This is a genomic window from Acutalibacter sp. JLR.KK004 (assembly GCF_036941085.1).
GTDB lineage: Bacteria > Bacillota > Clostridia > Oscillospirales > Acutalibacteraceae > Acutalibacter.
In genome coordinates, this window is the sequence record NZ_JAYMNQ010000001.1 from 481,583 (window position 1) to 502,016 (window position 20,434).

The 20,434-nt window shown below is 53.7% G+C and carries 25 protein-coding genes; all 25 read left to right on the plus strand.

Going from position 1 to position 20,434, the window contains the following annotated elements:
* Positions 1–76: 76 nt before the first annotated feature.
* The 25 genes from VSQ30_RS02695 (at position 77) to VSQ30_RS02815 (ending at position 20,340) form a co-directional block, all read left to right on the plus strand.
* A complete protein-coding gene (locus VSQ30_RS02695; RefSeq protein ID WP_334461806.1) occupies positions 77–733 on the plus strand; it encodes a hypothetical protein in 657 nt (218 codons plus the stop codon).
* A gap of 100 nt (positions 734–833) precedes the next feature.
* Positions 834–1,409: a Uma2 family endonuclease gene (locus VSQ30_RS02700; RefSeq protein ID WP_334461809.1), complete on the plus strand. Its 576-nt coding sequence runs from the start codon at positions 834–836 to the stop codon at positions 1,407–1,409.
* Between the two features lie 138 nt (positions 1,410–1,547).
* A complete protein-coding gene (locus VSQ30_RS02705; RefSeq protein ID WP_334461810.1) occupies positions 1,548–1,862 on the plus strand; it encodes a hypothetical protein in 315 nt (104 codons plus the stop codon).
* Positions 1,859–2,275, plus strand: a complete 417-nt coding sequence (locus VSQ30_RS02710) for a hypothetical protein (protein ID WP_334461812.1) — start codon at positions 1,859–1,861, stop codon at positions 2,273–2,275. The genes VSQ30_RS02705 and VSQ30_RS02710 overlap by 4 nt, the downstream gene beginning before the upstream one ends.
* A 178-nt stretch (positions 2,276–2,453) precedes the next feature.
* On the plus strand, positions 2,454–2,903 hold the full coding sequence (locus VSQ30_RS02715) for a single-stranded DNA-binding protein (protein WP_334461814.1): 450 nt from the start codon (positions 2,454–2,456) through the stop codon (positions 2,901–2,903).
* 85 nt (positions 2,904–2,988) lie between these two features.
* Positions 2,989–3,699 (plus strand): hypothetical protein, encoded by a 711-nt coding sequence (locus VSQ30_RS02720; protein ID WP_334461815.1) that lies wholly within the window; start codon positions 2,989–2,991, stop codon positions 3,697–3,699.
* Positions 3,683–5,545: a P-loop NTPase family protein gene (locus VSQ30_RS02725; RefSeq protein WP_334461816.1), complete on the plus strand. Its 1,863-nt coding sequence runs from the start codon at positions 3,683–3,685 to the stop codon at positions 5,543–5,545. The genes VSQ30_RS02720 and VSQ30_RS02725 overlap by 17 nt, the downstream gene beginning before the upstream one ends.
* Before the next feature lie 18 nt (positions 5,546–5,563).
* Positions 5,564–5,920 (plus strand): hypothetical protein, encoded by a 357-nt coding sequence (locus VSQ30_RS02730; RefSeq protein WP_334461817.1) that lies wholly within the window; start codon positions 5,564–5,566, stop codon positions 5,918–5,920.
* 54 nt (positions 5,921–5,974) lie between these two features.
* Positions 5,975–8,131: a vWA domain-containing protein gene (locus tag VSQ30_RS02735; protein WP_334461819.1), complete on the plus strand. Its 2,157-nt coding sequence runs from the start codon at positions 5,975–5,977 to the stop codon at positions 8,129–8,131.
* Positions 8,132–8,223: 92 nt separating this feature from the next.
* Positions 8,224–8,637: a hypothetical protein gene (locus tag VSQ30_RS02740; protein WP_334461821.1), complete on the plus strand. Its 414-nt coding sequence runs from the start codon at positions 8,224–8,226 to the stop codon at positions 8,635–8,637.
* A 27-nt stretch (positions 8,638–8,664) separates the two neighbouring features.
* Positions 8,665–9,486 carry an Rpn family recombination-promoting nuclease/putative transposase gene (locus VSQ30_RS02745; RefSeq protein ID WP_334461822.1) on the plus strand — a complete coding sequence of 274 codons (822 nt, stop codon included), beginning with the start codon at positions 8,665–8,667 and terminating at the stop codon, positions 9,484–9,486.
* 168 nt (positions 9,487–9,654) lie between these two features.
* Positions 9,655–10,011: a helix-turn-helix domain-containing protein gene (locus VSQ30_RS02750; protein ID WP_334461824.1), complete on the plus strand. Its 357-nt coding sequence runs from the start codon at positions 9,655–9,657 to the stop codon at positions 10,009–10,011.
* 215 nt (positions 10,012–10,226) lie between these two features.
* Complete coding sequence (locus tag VSQ30_RS02755; protein WP_334461825.1) at positions 10,227–11,366, plus strand: hypothetical protein; 1,140 nt, start codon at positions 10,227–10,229, stop codon at positions 11,364–11,366.
* Complete coding sequence (locus tag VSQ30_RS02760; protein WP_334461827.1) at positions 11,366–12,400, plus strand: YqaJ viral recombinase family nuclease; 1,035 nt, start codon at positions 11,366–11,368, stop codon at positions 12,398–12,400. Before VSQ30_RS02755 ends, VSQ30_RS02760 begins: the two co-directional genes overlap by 1 nt.
* A gap of 12 nt (positions 12,401–12,412) precedes the next feature.
* The gene (gene recD2, locus VSQ30_RS02765) at positions 12,413–14,566 is read left to right on the plus strand and encodes an SF1B family DNA helicase RecD2 (RefSeq protein WP_334461829.1); all 2,154 of its coding nucleotides are present in this window, start codon (positions 12,413–12,415) and stop codon (positions 14,564–14,566) included.
* 13 nt (positions 14,567–14,579) lie between these two features.
* Entirely contained in the window at positions 14,580–15,023 is a 444-nt protein-coding gene (locus VSQ30_RS02770; protein ID WP_334461832.1) for a hypothetical protein, read from the plus strand.
* A 12-nt stretch (positions 15,024–15,035) separates the two neighbouring features.
* Positions 15,036–15,698, plus strand: a complete 663-nt coding sequence (locus VSQ30_RS02775; RefSeq protein WP_334461834.1) for a hypothetical protein — start codon at positions 15,036–15,038, stop codon at positions 15,696–15,698.
* Position 15,699: 1 nt separating this feature from the next.
* Entirely contained in the window at positions 15,700–16,731 is a 1,032-nt protein-coding gene (locus VSQ30_RS02780) for a DUF3854 domain-containing protein (protein ID WP_334461836.1), read from the plus strand.
* Between the two features lie 101 nt (positions 16,732–16,832).
* Positions 16,833–17,183 (plus strand): type II toxin-antitoxin system RelE/ParE family toxin, encoded by a 351-nt coding sequence (locus tag VSQ30_RS02785; RefSeq protein ID WP_334461837.1) that lies wholly within the window; start codon positions 16,833–16,835, stop codon positions 17,181–17,183.
* Complete coding sequence (locus tag VSQ30_RS02790; RefSeq protein ID WP_334461839.1) at positions 17,180–17,503, plus strand: helix-turn-helix domain-containing protein; 324 nt, start codon at positions 17,180–17,182, stop codon at positions 17,501–17,503. The genes VSQ30_RS02785 and VSQ30_RS02790 overlap by 4 nt, the downstream gene beginning before the upstream one ends.
* A gap of 124 nt (positions 17,504–17,627) precedes the next feature.
* On the plus strand, positions 17,628–18,545 hold the full coding sequence (locus VSQ30_RS02795) for a ParM/StbA family protein (RefSeq protein ID WP_334461841.1): 918 nt from the start codon (positions 17,628–17,630) through the stop codon (positions 18,543–18,545).
* A 3-nt stretch (positions 18,546–18,548) separates the two neighbouring features.
* Positions 18,549–18,890 carry a hypothetical protein gene (locus tag VSQ30_RS02800; RefSeq protein ID WP_334461842.1) on the plus strand — a complete coding sequence of 114 codons (342 nt, stop codon included), beginning with the start codon at positions 18,549–18,551 and terminating at the stop codon, positions 18,888–18,890.
* A gap of 350 nt (positions 18,891–19,240) precedes the next feature.
* Positions 19,241–19,660 carry an RNA polymerase sigma factor gene (locus VSQ30_RS02805; RefSeq protein ID WP_334461844.1) on the plus strand — a complete coding sequence of 140 codons (420 nt, stop codon included), beginning with the start codon at positions 19,241–19,243 and terminating at the stop codon, positions 19,658–19,660.
* The gene (locus VSQ30_RS02810) at positions 19,650–19,841 is read left to right on the plus strand and encodes a helix-turn-helix domain-containing protein (RefSeq protein WP_334461845.1); all 192 of its coding nucleotides are present in this window, start codon (positions 19,650–19,652) and stop codon (positions 19,839–19,841) included. The genes VSQ30_RS02805 and VSQ30_RS02810 overlap by 11 nt, the downstream gene beginning before the upstream one ends.
* Before the next feature lie 271 nt (positions 19,842–20,112).
* The gene (locus VSQ30_RS02815; protein ID WP_334461846.1) at positions 20,113–20,340 is read left to right on the plus strand and encodes a DUF6870 family protein; all 228 of its coding nucleotides are present in this window, start codon (positions 20,113–20,115) and stop codon (positions 20,338–20,340) included.
* The last annotated feature ends 94 nt before the right edge of the window (positions 20,341–20,434 follow it).

The following is a 20,434-nucleotide window of genomic DNA, read 5'->3' on the forward strand; positions in this document are numbered from 1 at the left end:
GCTCTATAAGCAAAAGCACACAGGGGATACTCGCCTTTGTGTGCTTTTTATTTTCAACAACATGGAGGTACACAAAATGGACGATAACCGCAACCAATACCAAATCATCCGCAAAGATGCCCGCAACTGCTTTGTGGAAAGCCTGCGTGACGCCTTCGAGTTCGGCAAAGTACATCTGGGCTTTGCTACCTATGACATGAAGCTCCCGGCAGGCCAGCGGCAGACCAATTCCGTGCACATCTACATAGCAGTGGATGAATTTCTGGAGTTGTGTCGCAAGTTGACCTCCGGTGAGATGCGCCACAGGCTGGTTCAGATGAAGAAATCGGAGGAGAAAGCACCGCTGTATAAGTGCCTGGGCGGCACCTCAGCTGAGAAGCTGCAGCGCATAGGCCGTGCCCGCTCAGACGGCAAGAGCCTGTCCCGGACGGCGGAGCTGCACTGTGGCAAAAACGCGGATTTCCTGTTTGTCGCCAACAGCGGCCCCGGGGAAACCAACAAGACCGGGCTGATCGTGCCGCGCTTTGGGAATAACCCGGAGAACCATGTGGCGGTCAGCATGAGCTGGGATGTTTTCAGCGGGTTCATGCTGACCACAAAGGCCCACTATGAGGCTTGGCTGGCTGCGTGGTATGCGCGGCAGGCGGAAAAGCCTGTGCAAAAGAAGCAGGAGGCCCCTGCGAGGATGGAAGCTCCACCGGAGACAAAATATGATGATATGAGTATGTTTTAACAGGCTGGGCCGGGAATCCTTGTGGGTTCCCGGTTTTCTGTTGCTAAATGGGTAGGAAACTGCTATAATAATAGAAAAGCAGAAGGACGGAGGTTGTGGCATGGCACTGGCGGAGAAAAAAATAGAAACGTACACGTTTGCAGACTTGTTAGAGTGGGACGAAGGGGAGCGCTATGAATTGATAGACGGCGAAGCGGTGCTGCTGGCCTCGCCCCGGCGGGTGCATCAGGAGGTCAGCGGTGAGTTGTTTGCGCAGTTGCATAGGTATTTGCAGGGCAAGACCTGCCGGATCTACGCCGCGCCCTTTGATGTACGGCTGTTTGAGCGGGACGGGGATGCCCCCGAGGACATGGATACCGTGGTGCAGCCGGACATTTCCGTTATCTGCGACTCTTCCAAGTTGGATGACTTAGGCTGCAAAGGTGCGCCGGATTTGATTATTGAGATCCTTTCGCCGTCCACCCAGCGTCACGACCGTGTGGTGAAGTTCAACCTGTACCGCAAGGCCGGGGTGCGGGAGTATTGGATCGTAGACCCGGAGGGGAAAACGGCCCAGTCTTTCATTTTGGAAAACGGCTACTACACGCCCAAAGAGGTGGGCCTGCCCGGGGAGAAAATGCCTGTGCAGATTCTGGAGGATTGTGTGATGGATTTGACCCCGGTTTTTCTGCAATAAACTCTGTGAGAAAAAGTTGCCTATAATTTGCCTATTCTAAGGTAGTGACACGAAAAAGGAAATCTGCTATAATGATATTGTGCAAAGTTGGCCCCAGGAATGAGGCCAGCTTTTATTTTATCAAGGAGGAAAAAGTACATGAAATACTGCCCCTATTGCGGCGCTGTCGTATCAGACGGCGCCTTTTCTTTTTGCCCGGCGTGCGGGAAGGCCCTGCTGGAGCGTGCCAAAAAGGAAAAGAAACCCAAATCCACTAAAGCAAGGAAGCACCCCAAACCCGCCCCTGAACCACCTGAAGATGACTATGACGGCTACTATGATGACCGCATCCCCCTCGACGCAGACAAGCGCCGGGAAGGTCTGGATTTCGGCATCGTCAAGAAGGTGATCGCTGTTGTAGCCTGCCTTCTGGTCGTGATTGGTGCCTGCGTGGCTCTGTTGTATGTCTTATGAGGGAGAAATTCAAAAAGCTACCCTGTGCTTTACGGAAGCAGATAGCAAGTCAAGTGGTTCTGGGCGTTGTCCTGGCCATTTTTGGTCTGATTTTGTCCCAGAATATTTTGCTGTGCCTGCCGGGTCTCATGGCGGGAGGTGTCCTACTTGTAAGCGGGACCGGGCTGTTCCTGCGGGCCATCGCTAGTGACTATCTGTGCCTGCATGGTGTCTGTGTGGAAATCGAGAAGCACAGGCGTATCCTTATAGATGTGGAGGGCAAGCGCATACAAATTTTAGTGGGGAAACCAATAAAAGGGCTGCGTGTCGATGATGCTGTCAACCTTTACCTGCTGCCCGATACTCCCCTCTACGAGCAGGACGGCCTGTACCGCCTCTCTACCTGCATCGCCCTGGAGCGAGAAAGTGATTGACCTTTCCCTGCAAATGTGTTATAGTGTGTACAACAGTTTCATGGTTTCTCCGGGAAATCACAGTCAACGAGTTACACAGTGTCATTTTGCCGAAAAGGCGGAGTGGCACTTTTTTTATTTCCCGGAGCCATGAGGCTGAAATTTTTATGTGGCGGATATCCGCCAGAAAGGAGTAAGTATGTTAGAAGTCATCATCACAGGAGCCGTTGTGTCCAAGGGGTTCAACGATGAACCGGCCATCAAGTTCGCAGAATCGGGCAAGGCTGTCTGGTTCCGGATCGGCAAAAAGGTCTTTGACCCACAGGCGGATGACAAATCCCGCTGGGTGAATTTCCCGGTCAAGGGCTTCGGCGATATGCCGGACCGGATCGAGAAAATGCAGCTCAAGGAAAAGTCCTTCATCAACCTGCGGGGCCGTCTGGACGAAGAGTCCTGGACAGACAAGGACGGCGAAAACCGCAAATCGGTGTTCATCGTTGTGGAGGATATCGAGTATGCAGGCGGCAAGGGCCAGTCTGAAAAGGACGATTCCAAACCGAAGGCTGCACCTCCCGCCAAACAGGAAGAGCCTGCTGGTGAGTTCACTGGTTACGAACCTTTCGGCGGCTCGTTCTTTGACGAGATGTAACAATGAAACCGGGCGTGTAGAAGGCGCACAATGAGTATTTTTGCTTGTTGTGCGCTTTTTTGCGTCCAAAAGAAAGGTGGACACTATGCAACAGACAAAGCAAAGAGGGCTCAGGGACAAGCTGTGCGTCATCGGCTGGCTGATCCTGACCTGCTACCTTCTGCGGCTGTGGCCCTTTGTGCTGGCGCTGCTGGGGGTGGGGATTTTTTTCATCATCCGAGCGGTAGTGCAGTACACGGAACGACCTCAGCTTACGCCATTGGAGCCCCTGCCCGTCCGAAAAACCATGAATGTGGAAGAAGAGCAGACCGTTTACGCGGCGGCCTGCCAGAGGGTCAGCGAGCTGGTAGCCCAGGAGTACCCGGGTGCCCGTTGGGTGTGGGAGTCTGCGGATGCCAAAAGGCAGGTCAACAAGAGTCTGCCCATGCACATCCTGTTGAACCACGCTGGTGGGTATCGCCGGGCCAGGGCTGTACTGCTGGACGGCAGGGTTATCGCTCTGCGCTTCGAGACTTCGGCTGAACCGGAGCAGGAACCCGCCCCCAACAATTACAATCTGCTGGCCTTCCAGTGGGTGGACGCCAACGCCTTCGCTTTGGAGGAACGCTGCGCCGAGGCCACACAGGGCGGCATCACAGACCTGATCCTTACAGAATCCGAGCTGCCCGTGCGGGAAAGCTGGCAAGATATCTGCGAAGAACTGCGTCGGCATGGATTCCCTTCGGCGCGGGTCGTGGCAGAAGGCATCAAAATCAACACAACAGAGGAGATGGTACAACATGAGCGCGCTCAATAATCTATTCAACTTTTCCCGGCCCCTGCCGGCACCATTCGACACCCTGCCTAACAAAAAAGTTCCGGTTGCTTCCAAGTATGGGGACGGCACACAGTCCACGCTTTGCGCCACGGTCATTAAGGCCGTAAACGCCGTGTGCGCCAGTATGCGCGGCGGAGATGGCGCGGTGGGTGTCATTGACCACCGCACGGTGGCGGAGTACAAATCCGCTATGGGCCCGGACACCTACCATCTGGTGGTGTACAACGGCGACACCGGGGATATCCTGGCGAACATCTTTAACAAGGACACCGAGACTTTCGAGAGCTACGTCCTGAATACCTCCAACCGTGACGGCGCTGCCGTTGTGATGGCTATGTTCCCGGTACTCTCCCGGGACAGCGAGTTCCAGGACACCTTTGAAAAGTATTACGAGCAGTATGACAGCGGCTTCCCGGACATGAACGCTGCTGTAAACAACATGGCGATTCTTTGCGACAACGTGTACCGCCGTGTCAAAGACGAGACCTGCGAGGCCCACGTTAAAGTCAAGGTGGACAAGTCCGGCAATCTGATGCGGGTCTCCCAGGCCCAGCTGGACGCGGGGACGTTTACCCCAACCAGCGTTGTGGCGGGCGAGTTTGACATCTTTGCCAGGACCGGGCCTGCCACCATCAAAAAGGCTGGGATCATGGTAGAACACAGCGATTTTGTGGGCAAATACGAACTGCATCCCAGGGCCTTCAGCCCCCAGGAGCAGACGCTTATCCCGGAACTGCCCGAGTGGTACATCATTCCGCCCGAGGTGGTGGATATCTGCAAACACGCCCAAGCTACCACTGGCAAGCCCGCGCAGATGCGGAATTTCCTGCTGCGGGGCCCGGCCGGTACAGGCAAAACCATGGGCGCAAAGGCGATCGCCGCCGGGTTGCATTTACCCTATAAAAAGTACACCTGCTCTGCCAACACGGAGGTTTTTGACTTTGTGGGCATGATTTTCCCTGACTCCGAGAGTAGCTCCACTGGGGATGCTGCTTTGGACAGGGAAAAAGCAGAGCTGGAAAGCATGGGCGGTATCACCTATGAAAATGTGGCAAAGCTCATGGGCCTGCCTGGGCTGGATGATATGGACTATGACCCGGCGGGGGTGTACCAATCGCTGACGGGCATGGAGAAAGAAACGGCTACCGCTCAGGAATGTATGGGCGTGGTCATGAATCTGGTGACAGATAAGGTGCGGCAATTATCGCAGCGAACGGAAGAGAGTCAGTCCCACGGGCAGACCTACCGCTATGTGGAGACAGACTTCATCCAGGCGCTGAAAAACGGCTATGTGATTGAAATTCAGGAGCCGTCCACCATCGTCCAACCGGGCGTGCTGGTGGGGCTGAACTCCCTGCTGGAGCAGTCCGGCAGTATTACCCTGCCCACTGGTGAAATTATCCAGCGGCACCCGGACGCGGTTGTGGTGGTCACCACCAACATCAGCTATGAGGGGTGCCGGGGCCTGAACCAGTCTGTGATTGACCGCATGAGCCTGGTACGGGACGTAGAGCTGCCCACGCCGGAGGTCATGGTGCAGCGGGCTATGTCCGTTACCGGGGCCACCGACGAATATCAGGTGGGCCAGATGGTGCAGGTGGTGAACGATTTGGCGGAGTATTGCCGCAAAAACAGCATTTCAGATGGCTCCTATGGTATGCGCAGCCTGATCGATTGGATTGTCAGTGCGGAGATAACGGGCGATGTGTACCAGTCCGCGCTATACACCATCATCAGCAAGGCGACTTCCGATGAAATCGACCGGGAGGCGCTGGTCAGCTCGGTACTGGAGCCGATCTTCAGCCCAAGACGCAGGACAGCATAATAAAAAGGGAGTGTAAAAATGATCACAATCGAAAAAACATATAGGGAGACACGGCGCAATGAGCTGCTGGAAAAGTACATGGATCTGCCCGGCTACATCATCCGCGACAACTGGCCGCTGGTGGCTGCCACGCGCATGGAGGTAGAGGACGTAAAGCAGGAACTGCTCATCCGGGGGATGCAGGCCATTGAGACCTACAACCCATCTGCCGGGGCCAGCCTGCGCACGCACCTGAACATCGCTATGAAATTTACCCTGATGAAGCTGGCGAAGAGATCCTCCGACCGGGGCATGACCCATGTGCCCCAGGGGGTGCGGGTGACGTTCTGCTCACTGGACGTGCTGCGGGAAAATGGTTTCGAGATAGAAGAGTAAAAAGGGAAGCCGGGCTATGCTCGGCTTTTCCTCTATAAAGGAGGTTTGCCACTCATGGCAAGAGTGAATCATAAATTAGTCAAGAAGCTGCTGAACGAAAAGCGCAGCAAAATTACGGACCGCCAGTTTTTCACCAGTCGTACCCTGGCCGGGCATTTTGAGGACATGGCGGCAGCTCAGACCCGGCGCTACCATTATAACCGGCGTGTGCGGGTGCAGCTGGACTGGGAGCCGGAATCCCCGGAGACGGCCTGCACCGACAATACATTTATCAAAATCAATACGGGGAACAGCTTTGTTACAAAAATCAAAGGGCGGATGGAGCGCTATCAACTCGTGTGCGGGATTTTTGCCCATGAGCTGGGCCATGTGCTCTATACAGATTTCCTCACGTCCCAGACCCACACAAACTACTTGGGCCGAGGGGTGTGGTACCCGGAACCGCCTGCCCTGCGCACATCTGATGATTTTGCCCATGAGAAAGCCCTGTGGGCATACCTCAAGACAGACGAGAAGAATCTGAACGCCGTGCAGACCGTGGTGCGTTATATTATGAATATGCTGGAAGACGGCTATGTGGAGAACCGTATGCTGGTGGATTTCCCTGGCACCCTGGGCTTTGGGCTGGATATCATGCGTAAGAATCAGTTTGAGGAGATGCTTACTGTCACCCAGATGAAGGAGGCAGAAGAAGATGGATGCTTTCACATTCTGGAAAGCATCCTGCAAATCATGCTCGGCTATGTGAAGTTTGGGCAAATCAAGTATGGCGACGAGCCCTTGAGCGATGAACGCATCCAAATGACCTTTGGCCTTATAAACGAGCTTGACCGGGCGGTATCCGACCACTCCATCAAGACCCGCCTGAATACCGCCAATCTCATTCTGGTGCGCTGCTGGGACTATATTGAAAGCTATTGCGAGCTTTTGAAGGCCAGGGCAGAGGAAACTGCGTCTGTGGTGGAAGAAGTCTCCAAGCGTCTGGGCGGGCTGTCCGGCATAACAGCTATTGGCACGGGCGGTGCCCCTGTCTCGGAAGATGCAGATGGGGAGACGCCCTCCGCTACCGCCGAAAACCGAGAAGAAACTCATGCGGATGCGGAGGAAGAACAGCCTTTGCTGGTGGGTGGCTCTGGTGAAGAAGGCAAGCGGGACGTGTCTGCCGAAGAAGGCGGCCGTATCCCCTACCACCAGACGGATTCCCTGTATGAGCCCCACGACGGCGCCATCGAGCGCAATGATGATTATGCGAGGGAGCAGTATGACAAAGCTGCTTCTGATATTGAGCGGGTGCTGGACAAAATGGCGGAACGCGCCGCCTGCGAGCAGTTGGAAAATGACCGGCTCAAGGAACTCAATGAGATGGCCAATAATATTGCTTACGGGGATATCCATGCAGGCGTGCATATGCGTATCAACCGCATGGCCCGTGTGGATGAGCAGTTGGTGGAGCAGTACAACGAAGTGGCTCCTAGACTGGTCACCATCTCCCGGCAGCTTCAGCGGAGTATCACCAAAGAGTTGAAGGAGCATCGGCGCGGCGGTAAGCAGACCGGCCTCGTCATGGGCAGGCGCCTGGACACCCACGCCCTGTGCCGTAATGACGGCAAGGTGTTCTACAAGACCGCCCTGCCCAATGAGATACCCGAACTGGCGGTGGGCCTGCTGGTGGACGAATCCGGCTCCATGTGGAGTGCGGATCGTGCCACCTATGCCCGGGCTGCTGCCATTATCCTCCATGATTTCTGCGAGGGGCTGGAGATCCCTGTCATGGTCTATGGGCATTCCACGGGCCGCGATGGGCGTGGGAATACCGTAGAAATGTACTCCTACGCCGAGTTCGATGGCTTCGACCGGGATGACAAATACCGTTTGATGGATATTTGTGACCGAAACAACAACCGGGACGGCGCGGCATTGCGCTATGTGGCCGAGGCTCTTTCCAAGCGCCAGGAGGCTGTGAAGCTGCTGATTCTGGTTTCGGACGGCCAGCCTGCCGATATGGGGTATGACGGTACTGCCGCCGAGGAGGATTTGCGCGGTATCAAGCAGGAGTACCAGCGGAAGGGCGTTATATTTGTGGCAGCGGCCATTGGCGAGGACAAGCCCAGCATCCAGCGGATATACGGGGATTCTTTTCTGGATATCACGGATTTAGAGAAGCTGCCTGCCAAGCTGACGGCGGTTGTGAAAAAGCACATTAAATTATAAGGGGGGAAAGCAATGAATATTGAAAAAACATCACGGGTCTGACCACGGAAACCGTGGAAATGACCGAGGTGGATGGCATGGGGCAGGGAACTGTGCTGCAGTTCATGCAGCTGCCTAAGAGTAGTAGCGAGCATCAGGAAAAAGAAATCCGTACCTGTCTTGGCGATATCTATGTGATTGTCAATGCTCTGCGGGACTATGCGGCTCTTTTGGAAAGGGCCGTTACAACTCGGGAGTTGACAGAGGTACATGGAGCCATCTTCAATCTCCATGCCGCCAGATGCCGGAAAATCGCAGGAAAGTATGCCAGCGCCATTGGCTACAACTATGATGCGGCTCTGAAGCGATGCCGGAAACGGCGGGCTAGGGGTGTATCAAACGAAGATATTGGCTTGGACGGCCTGGAAGCTTTTGCATGTAGACATAAAAAAGGTAGGCAAACCAGTAAAAGCAAGGAAACAGATAGCCAGACCTTGCAAAATGGCAAAAAAAAGACTATACTATAAGTGAATAAAATAGGGAGGGCATACAGTATGCCTGTCAAAAAATTTCAAGACCTCACGCTGGCAGATGATTTTATCTTCGGCGAAGTGATGCGGCAGCCAGATAACATCAAGCCTTTTTTGGAGGCTCTGCTTGGAAAAGAAATCGCCCGAGTGGTGGTAATCGACAAACAAAAAGACCTGAAGGATGAATACGATGCCCATGGTATCCGTTTGGATGTTTATCTGGAGGATGAAAATCACACCAAATATGATGTGGAAGTACAAAACACCTTGCATCGGAAGTTGGAGATGCGTGCCCGTTACTACCAAAGCGGTATCGACCGGCACACCTTGGAGGCTGGGGAAGATTATGAGCAAATGTCCAACAGCTATGTGATTTTCCTCTGTACTCAAGACTATTTCAAGGCGGGTTTGGCTGTCTATGAGAGGGAGAGCCACATCAAAGATGCACCGAATATTCCATATGACGATGGCTCCCACGTATTCATCCTGAATGCTGGTTTCACAGTGGGGAATGCCAATCCGGAAGTGCTGGGATTCCTGCGTTATATCCGAGCAGGGTATACTGGCGAAGCTTTTGATGTTACCAAGTCAAAGTATTTGATGCAAATCGATCAAGCTGTCCATGACATTAAGCACAACAGTGGAAGGGAGCTGGAATATATGACACTGGCAATGAAAATGCGGGACGAGCGCTGGGCTGGCCGCACGGAAGGCCAAACCCAAAAGCTTTTAGAGGATTTGAAGGCTTTGATGATGAATTTAGGGCTCTCAGCGGAGAAAGCAATGGATGCGCTGAATGTCCCCTCAGAAGACAGGGAAAAATACAAAGGTTTGTTAGATAAGTAAATGATTGAGGGCACTGGTGTTTTCCAGTGCCCTTCCCTTTTGAAATTTTGTTATGAAACCTGATTCTTTAACAGATATAAAATACTTTTCCGGTTCTGTATGTGTGGTTGAAAACAAGCTATACTATCTCTTAAAAGTAAATTCTTTTTACGAGATAGGAGCAGGTACATGACAGACAAACGATTTGGAAACCGCTTCAAAGAGTGTCGAGAGCGGTTGGGGATCACCCAACAGGAGCTTGCAGAAATGGCAAAATTGCCTACTACATATATTTCTTTGGTGGAACGTGGAGAAAGATTTCCTCGTTTTGAAAAACTGGTCAGATTATTGAATTGCCTTGGGGCCTCTGCGGATGAAGTCTTTTGCGATGTTGTGGAGGGTTCCATGGAAAGATATTCGGGTGAAATATTTATTGAGTTGAACAAACTGCCCATAGAAGCGCGAAGCAATATCCTGGAAGTCGTGAATGTTTTGATGCGGCAGGCGCAGAAAAGTGAGAGGGAAAAGCAGGGCTGGAGAGATTGACATTTTCCGCCAAACCTGATAAAATAGCTACAACAGTATCCGGTTCGGAAAGCGAACACAGTCAACGAGTTACACAGTGTCATTTTGCCAAAGGGCGAGATGGCACTTTTTTGTTTCTGTGCAAAATTTTTCGGGCCGGGCAACTGGCAAAAAGGCAGCACTCCTCTGGGAGCCGCTGCCTTTTTCTATTTTATCAACCGAAAGGAGCCCTGAAAATGTCAACGTGTAATGACAACTATTTCGCCACCTTCCCGGATTTCCCGGCCATGCTGGGCTATCACGAGGAGCAGAACAAACACAGCCAGTGGGAGCGCTGCCAGGTCAAGAGCCTGCATGTGGAGCCCCTGGACACGAAAGCGCCGCTCTATAGCGACCTTTCTTCCTTCGCCCATGGCGTCAGCCTGAACGCGGTAAAGGACACCGCCCAGAACCTGGGCCTTGCCATGCGCATGGCAGAGGGGTACTATCCCGTCCGGGATACGGCTTACAAAAGCCTGCTGGGCAGGGCCAAAATCAGCGGTTCGGTACTGGCCAAACTCAAGCGTGATACCTTGGCCGACATCATCAACGCCTGCCTGAAGGAGCATGGTGACGATGCACTGCTGCTCATCCGGAATGAAAAAGTGTCGGCAGTCCATGCCGGCGGGGAATCGGATTATTCCGTCCTGCCAGTCAATGAGCTGCTGCGGACCCTGAAGGCCAAGCTGGACGAGCGTTTCCCCGGGAACAAATTTGAAAACGGCTACTGCGACCATTCTGTAGTCAGTGCGGCCTGGTCAATGCCCGATCAAAAGGACGATCTGCTGGGTTCCTATGCAAAATTGCTGGCAGCCCAGGGAAAAAGTGCTTTGGCGGCAAAGCTCACGCCCGGCATCCGGTTCATGACTTCGGACACGGGCGTGGCCTCTGCAAAAGTCTCGGCCCTGCTGGTAGGTGGGCAGTACCCCATCCATATCGGCGAGTGCGTGGCAGTAGACCACCGCAAAGGACATACGGTCAAGGATTTTGAGAATGCCTTAGATCAGGTGTTTGCCCAGTTTGGCGACTTGGTGGGCAAACTGCAAAAGCTGCTGGACGTGGAGCTGGACTACCCCATCAACGCCATGACCCGGGTGTGCAAAAAACTGAGCCTGCCCAAGAAGGCGGCACTGGAAGCCATCTCCATGTACGAAATGGCTTTGGGCGGTGGTTCCGCTACGGCCCATGACGTGTACTTTGCCATGCAGGAGATCCCCTTCATCCTCAAGACACAGGGCGCACCGGAGGGCAAGCTGCTGGCCGTGGAAGAAAATATGGCCCGTGCGCTCACCCTGCGCTGGTCAGATTTTGATCTGGCGAAGGGGGTGGACTACTGATGGCGGCACCGAAAATCCTCTGCGACACCGCAGGTATGAGCGAAAAAGATTGGCTGGCAGCACGGATGCACGGCCCTTTGGGGGATATTCCCTACACTGTAGGCGGCAGCGATGTGGCAACTATTTTTGGGTTGTCCCCCTGGATGACCCCGCTGGAGCTGTGGAAGATCAAAAAGGGGCAGATGAAGCCTGCACCAAAACCCAATGGCGGGCAGCTTGAAATGGGGCACCTGTTGGAGCCCATCGCCGCCCACTGGTACGCGAAAAAGACGGGGCATACGGTCATGGATGACACCAATCTCTACCAGCACGCCGACCATCCCTACGCCCTGGCAAACTTTGACCGCCGGTTCATCGATCCCATGGGCGAGCCGGGTATCCTGGAGTGCAAGTCCTGCACCTACCACAAAGCCGCTGATTGGGCCAATGATGCCATCCCGTTGCACTATGAGCTGCAGCTGCGCTTCTATATGGCAGTGGCAGATGTGGAACTGGGCGCGTTTTCGGCCATCTGGGGCAACAATCCGGACATCGACATTGCAATCCCGGAAATCACCCGTGACCGGGTCAAAGAGGACATGATTTTTGAACGCCTGGAGGAGTGGGTCTGGAGCCTGGAGCATGATAAACCGCCCACCATGGCGGACGTGGCCCCCAGGGTGGCGATGGAATCGCTGGCAAGGATTTACGGCGCCAGCCAAAAGGCGCTGCCTACCCTGGAATTCTCTACAAAGTACGAGCCGGCCCTGCGCAAGATTGCGTTGCTTCAGGGCAAAATCGCGGATTGCAATAAAGAGATTAAGCAGTACGAAAAAGAGGTGGAGGCCCACAGCGTGCGCATCGCGGAAATTATGCAGGCCCACGAACACGCAGTTCTGGAAACCACCAAGGACAAATTTTTGATTGATTTTGTCACAAAAACCACCCGCCGCCCGGACTCCAAGGCGCTGAAAGCCAAGTATCCGTCTGTTTACGCAGAGGTGCTGAAAGCGTCCGAGAGCCGGAAGGTGAAGGTGTCGATAGAACCCAAATAGGAGGGACAACGATTGTTATGTGAATTTGAACGGCTGATTTATCCGTCCAGCCCCGACCCGTCCAGCTATATGGTGGCTATGTACCGGCCCTGCGAGAAGATCCGGGACATGGCCGGGAACACATTGGACAGGGTCAAGGCAGTAGGCTACTGCCTGCCCACGGCCTCCGACCTGCGCTTTGACATACAGGGTCAGTGGAGCCGCAGCGCTAAGCACGGCCTGCAATTTGAGGTTGACCGCTATGAAGAAGTGCTGGTGCCCACGAAGGAGGGCGTCATCGCCTATCTTTCGTCCGGGCAGATCAAGGGCATCGGCCCCAAAATGGCGGAGCGCATTTACGATGCCTTCGGCCTGAAAGCCCTGGACGTGCTGGACAAAGAACCCCAGCGTCTGCTGGAAATCAAAGGCATCAGCGAGAGCAAGCTCAAAACCATCCAGGAGTCCTACCTTGTAAACCGGGGTGCCCGGGATGTGGTGGCTTTTTTGGCCCCCCACGGCGTAAGCCCCCGACTAGCGGTGAAGCTCTACCAGGAGTACAAGGAGCAGACCATGGACATCGTGAAGAACCACCCCTACCGGCTGTGCGAGCTGGCGGGCATCGGCTTCAAAACCGCAGACGCCATCGGCGGCAGCATGGGCATCGACCCGCTCTCCACGGAGAGGGTAGACCAGGCGCTGCTGTACACACTGTCCGACGCGGAGGGCTGCGGTCATCTGTGCATGGAAAAGCGCGCTTTCATAAGCGCCTGTGAGAAGCTGTTGGATACGCCCAAACTCACCTTTATGATGATAGCCAACCGTGCCGCCCGTCTGGTGGAGAATGGTCAGCTCGTCACCTTCGGGCCCAACGTGTACCGCACAAAGGCGGCCCATGCGGAACAAAAGCTGGCAAACCGTATTAAGCAGCTTCTGCGCATACCCGTTTCCGGCTGCCTCAAGCTGGACGCGGAACTGGATAATGCGGAAAGGCGCTTCGGGGTGAACTTTGCCCCGGAGCAGCGCACGGCTGTTAAGATGGCCCTAACCCAAAGCCTTTCTATCATCACGGGAGGCCCGGGCACAGGCAAGACCATGATCCAGCGGGCGATTCTGGACATTTACAAGCGCCAGCATCCGGACCATAAGATTTGCTGCTGCGCCCCAACGGGCCGGGCCGCAAGAAGAATGGAGCAATCCACCGGTCACCCGGCCAATACGGTGCATAAGACCTTGAATCTGCTGGCAAACGAAGATGGTGACTACGGCCAGCCTGAACCCATCGACGCAGACCTGATACTGGTGGACGAGGTGTCCATGCTGGATATTTATCTGGCCAACTACCTGCTGCAATCGGTGTCTCTGGGCTCCCAGCTGGTGCTCATCGGCGATGCCGACCAGCTTCCCTCTGTGGGGCCGGGAGCGGTGCTCAGCGAGATGATCGCCAGCGAACAGGTGCCTGTGGCCCGTCTGGATAAGGTGTTCCGTCAGGAAGAGGGCAGCCGCATTGCGGCCAACGCCAAGCTGATACGCGATGGTTACAAGACACTGGAATGGGGAGACGATTTCTCCCTTGTGGAGTCGCCCACCATTCAGGAATCGGCTGACAAAATCGTAGAGCTTTATATGCGGGAAGTGGAGAAGCACGGCCTGGACAACGTGGCCCTGCTCACGCCCTACCGCAAGAAAACCGCGACAGGGGCGGACTCCCTCAACGCCCGCCTGCGTGACCTGGTGAACCCGCCTGACCCGGAAAAACGGGAGGCCCATTGCGGCAAACGCGTTTTCCGGGTGGGGGATAAGGTCATGCAGACAAAGAACTCGGAGGAAGTCAACAACGGGGATGTGGGGTATATCACCCGCATTTCTTATGGCGAGGACACCACGGTTCAGGTGGACTTTGGCGGCCTGACGGTAAATTATTCCACCGAAAGCCTCTCTAAGCTGGACTGGGGCTATGCTTCCACAGTCCACAAATCCCAGGGGTCGGAGTACCAGTCCGTCCTCATCAACCTGCAAAAAGCCCACTACATCATGCTGAACCGGCCGCTGATTTATACAGCTATCACGCGCGGCAAAAGCAAAGTCACGCTGGTGGGGGAGCGCCGGGCGCTCTACACGGCCATCAGCAAGACGGAAACCGAGAAGCGGGGCACCTGTCTGGCCCAGCGGTTACAACAAAATTCATAAGGAGGCAAAAATTATGGCGAGCGTTTTACAAACATACCGGGAGAAGCAGACGGAAATGTATCACAGCATTTCCGCCAACACCCTGCCCACAAAGGAGGTCGTGCGGATGCAGGAGCTCAATTACCGCATCTGCGTCATTGAGACCTTCCAGGCATTCTGCAAGTCCGCGCCCATGAGCTTAGACACCAGGGTGCTGGGCTACCATTTCCAGATGGTGGACGCCTACGTCCGCTTTGTGCTGACCGAGCGCCGGTTCGGCCCCAAGACCGACGAGGACGGGCAGAAAAAGCGCGACACCGCCCTGGCTTCCTTTGAAAAGGTGGTGCAGGACGGCCGGAAGCGTTTTTCCAGCTTTGCCCCCAGCAAGCCGGAACAGTATAAAAATACAGTGAACCAGTATGTGAACACGGTGCTGCCTGTTTGGATGCAGTACCGCAACACCTACATCAATCTGTGAGGAGGTGCCGATATGGCGCTGAATTTAGCAGTTTTCGAGAAAATCAATCAGGTGGAAGGCTTCGACCCAACTCCCTTTGCCGTGGACTATACTGACCTGACCACCGGCGAAGTACGTAAACGCCTGCCCGTCATGGCGCAGATTGCCTGGTTCCGGTTGAAGTACCCGGAGGGGAAGATTGTGGTGCAGGCGGCCCCCGGTAAAGACTGCTTCGTGGCAACGGCCCGCGTCTACCCCAGCTACAAAGACCCGGCGGACTGCTTTTTGGCGGAAGCCACAGCCTCCCGTGGCAAGTGCGAGGACAAGCCCAGCGTCTCCCCCAGAGAGTGGGCGCAGACGGCGGCTATTGGCGTTGCTCTGCGTAATGCGGGCTTCGGCCTTCAATTTGCTATTGCCGGGGAAGAGTTCCTCGAGAATGTGGGTGAGCCGCTTCCGGCAGACCCGGAGTATATCGTGGATGACCCCGCCCCCAAAGAGCTGACCCAGGAGGAAAAGTTGAAACAGGCCATGGACGTGCCCTGTCCCATTGTCAAGTTCAAGGGGAAGAGTTTGGGCGAGGTCTTGAAGCTGGACCCCGGGGCCATTAAGTGGATCGCGGAGAAGTTTACCGGAGGCGAGGAGATTAAAACAGCGGCGCAGTTCATCCGGGACTGTGCTCTGAAAGCCAGCGCCTGACATGGAGCGCATTTACATGGTGGATGTGGTGGCCCTTTTAGGGCTGCCCGTCCCGGATAGAGCGTCTTTCTATGTACCCTGTCCCTGTTGTGATACTGGCAAAGGCAAGCATCTGAACATCAACCTCAAGAAAGAGGTGTTCCGCTGTGCAAGGTGCGGGGAGGCAGGCGGTATTTTTGACCTGTACTCCCTGTTTACCGGCACGCCCCGGGAGCAGGCACGCAGGGCTATCATAGAGAGGATAAGCCCGCCCCAACGGACTGCCGCTTGGGAGGATCAGGTGCAGCCCAGAGAAAACCGGCTGGCACCTATTGAGGCCCGGAACAAGGCGTATCAGGACTTACTGTCCGTGCTGACATTGGCAGGCGGGCATCGGCAGAACCTGCATAACCGGGGTTTGACCGATGACAACATTGTCCGGCTGGGATACAAATCCATCCCTGTTGGCAGTGGCATTGCCATTGCCGACCGCCTGCTGGGGTACGGCGCACAGCTTGCCGGGGTGCCAGGGTTCTTCCGCACAAAATCCGGCCAGTGGGCCTTTGTCCACCAGCGCCCGGGGATACTGATCCCTGTGAAGGATATCCAGGGCCGGGTGCAGGGGTTGCAAGTCCGGCTGGACGACACAGAGAAGCGCAAGTTCCGCTGGGTTTCCAGTGGGAGTTTTTCCGGCGGCTGTAGGGCTGAAGGCTGGACACACTTGGCAGGGGAGCCCAAAGAGACGATCCTGTTGACAGAAGGCCCCATGAAAGCCGATGTTATCCACGCTCTGACCGGGCTGACGGTTTTAGCCGTGCCCGGTGTGAATGCTCTGACAAAGCTGGAAAAGGCTTTGTCTGAGCTGCGGCAGGTGGGTTTACGGGAAATCAAGACGGCCTTTGATATGGACTACTGCACGAACTGGTATGTCCAGAAGGGCTATGATGAGCTTCTGAGCCTGTTGGGTCACATGGGCTTCCGTTACGGCACCTATGTGTGGGATCCGCGCTATAAGGGCCTGGATGATTTCATTTGGGCAAAGTTACAGAAATAGAGGGAAAGGGCTGGCAGATGCCGCCCTTTTTCTTTCTGCAGGAAGGCTAGGTTGACAACTACTATTGAATAGGGTATACTTAAATGGAAGGCGGGGATAGAATGATACGGGAGTTTGTTATGACTGCTGAGTTTGACAAGCAGTGGAAATCCATGGGATTAACTGACATGGATCTTCTCAGGCTTCAGCGTATGATATTGTCTGACCCCAAAATTGGACCAGTAATAAAGGAAACCGGTGGGTTGCGGAAGCTTCGTTTCCCTTTTGAAGGAAGAGGCAAAAGGGGCAGTGCTCGCGTAGCGTATGTTGATTTTCTGTTTTGTGAAAGAGTATATTTAATCAGTGCATATTCTAAGAGTGAGAGAGATAATCTTACAAAAGAAGAACGGAAAGCAATCAAGAAGATGATTGGGGCGATTGAAAAGGCCCTGAAAGAGGGAGGCACAGCATGAGTGTTTATGAAGGCATTATGAAAGGCTTGGGAGAAGCTTTGGAACACGCGGAGGGGAAGCGTGCATTTCGGACGGTTCGTGTTTCATCAAAAGAAATTGAGCCTCTTTCGACGTATACGCCGGAGATGATCAAGCAAATCCGTTCCAGGCAGGAAATGACCCAGGTTACTTTTGCTGAATTTCTGGGGGTTTCTCCTAAGACCGTAGAGGCGTGGGAAGTCGGTCGGAATCGGCCCAATGGGCCTGCTTGCAGGATATTGGCCATGCTGCAGCAGGACCCAAAGCTGCCTGAAAAATATGGGTTCATAAAGACAACCTAAATACAGTAAAGAGAAGGAGCGGTTCAGAACCGCTCTTTTTCTTTTGCAAATTTTTGCGTATTCCCGTTGCAAATGCGCACAGTAAGACGTGTAATCACAACAAATAATCTTCTTGGAGGTACTTATGCTTATTGCAATCGACCACGGCAACTACGCCATCAAGACACCCCGGTTCACCTTTGTCTCCGGCCTGACCGAACACACTGTAAAGCCGCCCATGTCCGATGAGATTCTGGAGTACGGCGGCAAATTCTGGACGCTGGCCAGCAAACGGCTCCACTATATGCGGGACAAAACCCAGGATGACCGCTACTTCATCCTGACCCTGTTTGCCATTGCCCGTGAGCTGGAGCGCAAGGGTCACTATTCGCCCACCGAGCGCATCCAACTGGCTGTGGGCCTGCCGCCGGAGCATTACGGCAGTCTGAAGGAGAAGTTTGCCGGTTACTTCAAGCGCAGCGGCACGGTAAAATTCACCTACAAAGACCGCACGTATTCCATCCTCATTGACCAGGTGATGGTATTCCCGCAAGCGTTCGCGGCCGTGGTGCCCCAGAGCAGCATGGTGCTGAACACCCTTCGCCTTTTCATTATCGACATCGGCGGCTACACTACAGATGTCCTTCTCCTGCAAAACGGCAAGCCTGACCTGCAATTCTGCCGGTCGCTGGAAACGGGCGTTATTACCATGGACAACGATGTCATCCGCAAGGTCAGCACGCAATATGATATGAAAATCGAGGACGAGCATATCGCGGCGGTGTTACAGGAGCGCAAGATTTACTTGCCCGAGGAGGTCAAGCAGGAAATCTTCCGTGCGGCCCAATCCCATGCAAATGACATCCTCAACCAGCTCCGGGAGCTTCAGGTGGATTTGCGTGCCAACCCTGCTATCTTCATTGGCGGTGGCAGCATTCTCCTGCAGCCATATCTGAGTGAGTCCCCGTTGGTGGGCAACGCCGAGTTCATCGACTCCCCCAATGCCAACGCCCTGGGCTATGAGATGCTGGGAGAAAAACAGCTTGCAAGGCTGAGGGGGTAAGCCATGCGGAAGAATGGGAAGTACCGTTTTACGCTGCAATTCCCGGCGGAGACGGAGGAGCAGATACGGGCAGGAGAACTCTTGGAACGGCTGGGCAATCGGAAAAGTGCTGTCATCATTGCAGCACTGGATGAGTATTTGCAGGCCCACCCGGCTTTGCAGAACCCGAAATGCAAAGTGGAGGTAAACGCCACATACAACATCCAGCCCGGGGATATTGAAAGAATGGTGAGGGAACTGGTGCAGGCGCAATTGGGCCAAACAAAAGCCTCTGATAAAGTGGTTCCCTTACAGGAGAATACAGATGTGAATGAAATGCTGGATAACCTGGATTTATTTCAGTAAAATGGAAGATTCACACAAACTAATGGTTTAACAGTGAGTGTATGTATTTAAGATTCTTTATTTTTAGAATTTATTAGTGTATAATATATAAATGAAGGGAAATGGCGGAATTATCTTATTTGGAAATTCACACTAAAGAGTCATACCTATGTGATTTTTTATGAGGCGAAAGGCTGTCCCACAGCAATGTGGGGTGGCCTTTTATGCTTTTTTCTGGCCAGGAGGTGATATCCCGCGAATCGTTAGACCAATAAACTTTTGATTTTGAGCCTAGGCATACCATCAAGGTGTGTCTGGGTTTCTGTGTTTCGGCTGCTCTGATGGTGTGTTCTGGCAGAAAGGAGCACATCATGTATCAGCAAAACGCAGAAAGGGACGAGTTGAGGGCGCGGTTTACCAAATGGATGAAGGTTACGGTCTATAGAGCACGTCTAAATTACCTTAAATCGCAAGAAAGAGTAGCAAATACTATTTCACTGGAGGATTTGCACGAAGAGCAGTCGGACATCTACGAAGGAGAAATCCACTGGATTGCGGAGATGACGGCCACGGAATCATTTTCATTTGAGGAAGAGTATGTCGAAGATGCTTTCTCTAAGTTAGCACCAGTAAAAAGAAAAGTGATCACCATGCTGTTTCTATTCGACATGACCCCGCAGGAGATTGCGGATCAGATGGGATGCACCGTGCAGTATGTTTACAAGCAGCGGTCGCTGGGATTAAAAAAACTGCGCGAAGCTTTGGAAAAGAGGGAAAATCATGGCTGCTGATATATTTTTTAAAGTACTCTCTAAGGCGGTTGCGGGTGATAAGGAGGCATTGGCGGACGTTGTGGAACTGTACATGCCCCTGATAAACCGCTATAGCCGAATTAACGGTGTGTTGGACGAGGATTTGCGCCAGTATATTTTCCTGCACATCCTAAAAAATATTTCCAAATTTTCTCTCTAAAAAGCACGTATGAGTTGGTGGCACCAACTCAACGCGATGACTCCGCAGCGGGACAATGATACTTCCGTAATTCGCGGCCCGGCCATGAGGAAGGCGGGGAGGTGGGATTCCTATGGCCTGTTAGCCACAGGCACCGGAGAGGATAAATTTTTGTTTTTGAGTTGTAATCCTGAGCTTTTCTCCGTGTAGTCTTGTATATGGCCAACCGGCCATATGTGCATAATCCAACGGGGAATTGGCAATATTAGGAAAAAGAAAGGAGCCAACCGACATGGCAGAGAGAAAAAGAATGACAGCAAAAGACCTGGACGAACTGGTGGACATCCGCACCGTTCATGTAGACCACAACCTGCCTTTCGAGGAGCGTGTGCGCTCATATGTGGAACAGGTAAAGGACCCGTACTGTTTTCGGGTGGGGAACGTGAAGGTCCGGGTTTCCTATGCGGGCAAGGACAAGACCCTGAATGACAGCTTCAGCACGATGATAAGCTCTCTGTAAATTGGGGAAGATTTCCACTGGATTTTCCTCTCGTTTTGTTGTATAATGAGCTTGGACAAAATCAGCGTCTCCCCTGTCATTCAGGTTTATGGGA

Bases quoted from the DNA above. Each gene is read 5' to 3' on its own strand.
- VSQ30_RS02800 (WP_334461842.1), top strand. From the start codon at position 18,549: ATGCGGAAGAATGGGAAGTACCGTTTTACGCTGCAATTCCCGGCGGAG.
- VSQ30_RS02755 (WP_334461825.1), top strand. From the start codon at position 10,227: ATGTCAACGTGTAATGACAACTATTTCGCCACCTTCCCGGATTTCCCG.
- VSQ30_RS02780 (WP_334461836.1), top strand. From the start codon at position 15,700: ATGGAGCGCATTTACATGGTGGATGTGGTGGCCCTTTTAGGGCTGCCC.
- VSQ30_RS02750 (WP_334461824.1), top strand. From the start codon at position 9,655: ATGACAGACAAACGATTTGGAAACCGCTTCAAAGAGTGTCGAGAGCGG.
- VSQ30_RS02735 (WP_334461819.1), top strand. From the start codon at position 5,975: ATGGCAAGAGTGAATCATAAATTAGTCAAGAAGCTGCTGAACGAAAAG.
- VSQ30_RS02810 (WP_334461845.1), top strand. From the start codon at position 19,650: ATGGCTGCTGATATATTTTTTAAAGTACTCTCTAAGGCGGTTGCGGGT.
- VSQ30_RS02775 (WP_334461834.1), top strand. From the start codon at position 15,036: ATGGCGCTGAATTTAGCAGTTTTCGAGAAAATCAATCAGGTGGAAGGC.
- VSQ30_RS02770 (WP_334461832.1), top strand. From the start codon at position 14,580: ATGGCGAGCGTTTTACAAACATACCGGGAGAAGCAGACGGAAATGTAT.
- VSQ30_RS02730 (WP_334461817.1), top strand. From the start codon at position 5,564: ATGATCACAATCGAAAAAACATATAGGGAGACACGGCGCAATGAGCTG.
- VSQ30_RS02710 (WP_334461812.1), top strand. From the start codon at position 1,859: ATGAGGGAGAAATTCAAAAAGCTACCCTGTGCTTTACGGAAGCAGATA.
- VSQ30_RS02700 (WP_334461809.1), top strand. From the start codon at position 834: ATGGCACTGGCGGAGAAAAAAATAGAAACGTACACGTTTGCAGACTTG.
- VSQ30_RS02725 (WP_334461816.1), top strand. From the start codon at position 3,683: ATGAGCGCGCTCAATAATCTATTCAACTTTTCCCGGCCCCTGCCGGCA.
- VSQ30_RS02795 (WP_334461841.1), top strand. From the start codon at position 17,628: ATGCTTATTGCAATCGACCACGGCAACTACGCCATCAAGACACCCCGG.
- VSQ30_RS02785 (WP_334461837.1), top strand. From the start codon at position 16,833: ATGATACGGGAGTTTGTTATGACTGCTGAGTTTGACAAGCAGTGGAAA.
- VSQ30_RS02715 (WP_334461814.1), top strand. From the start codon at position 2,454: ATGTTAGAAGTCATCATCACAGGAGCCGTTGTGTCCAAGGGGTTCAAC.
- VSQ30_RS02695 (WP_334461806.1), top strand. From the start codon at position 77: ATGGACGATAACCGCAACCAATACCAAATCATCCGCAAAGATGCCCGC.
- VSQ30_RS02815 (WP_334461846.1), top strand. From the start codon at position 20,113: ATGGCAGAGAGAAAAAGAATGACAGCAAAAGACCTGGACGAACTGGTG.
- VSQ30_RS02745 (WP_334461822.1), top strand. From the start codon at position 8,665: ATGCCTGTCAAAAAATTTCAAGACCTCACGCTGGCAGATGATTTTATC.
- VSQ30_RS02720 (WP_334461815.1), top strand. From the start codon at position 2,989: ATGCAACAGACAAAGCAAAGAGGGCTCAGGGACAAGCTGTGCGTCATC.
- VSQ30_RS02705 (WP_334461810.1), top strand. From the start codon at position 1,548: ATGAAATACTGCCCCTATTGCGGCGCTGTCGTATCAGACGGCGCCTTT.
- VSQ30_RS02760 (WP_334461827.1), top strand. From the start codon at position 11,366: ATGGCGGCACCGAAAATCCTCTGCGACACCGCAGGTATGAGCGAAAAA.
- VSQ30_RS02790 (WP_334461839.1), top strand. From the start codon at position 17,180: ATGAGTGTTTATGAAGGCATTATGAAAGGCTTGGGAGAAGCTTTGGAA.
- VSQ30_RS02805 (WP_334461844.1), top strand. From the start codon at position 19,241: ATGTATCAGCAAAACGCAGAAAGGGACGAGTTGAGGGCGCGGTTTACC.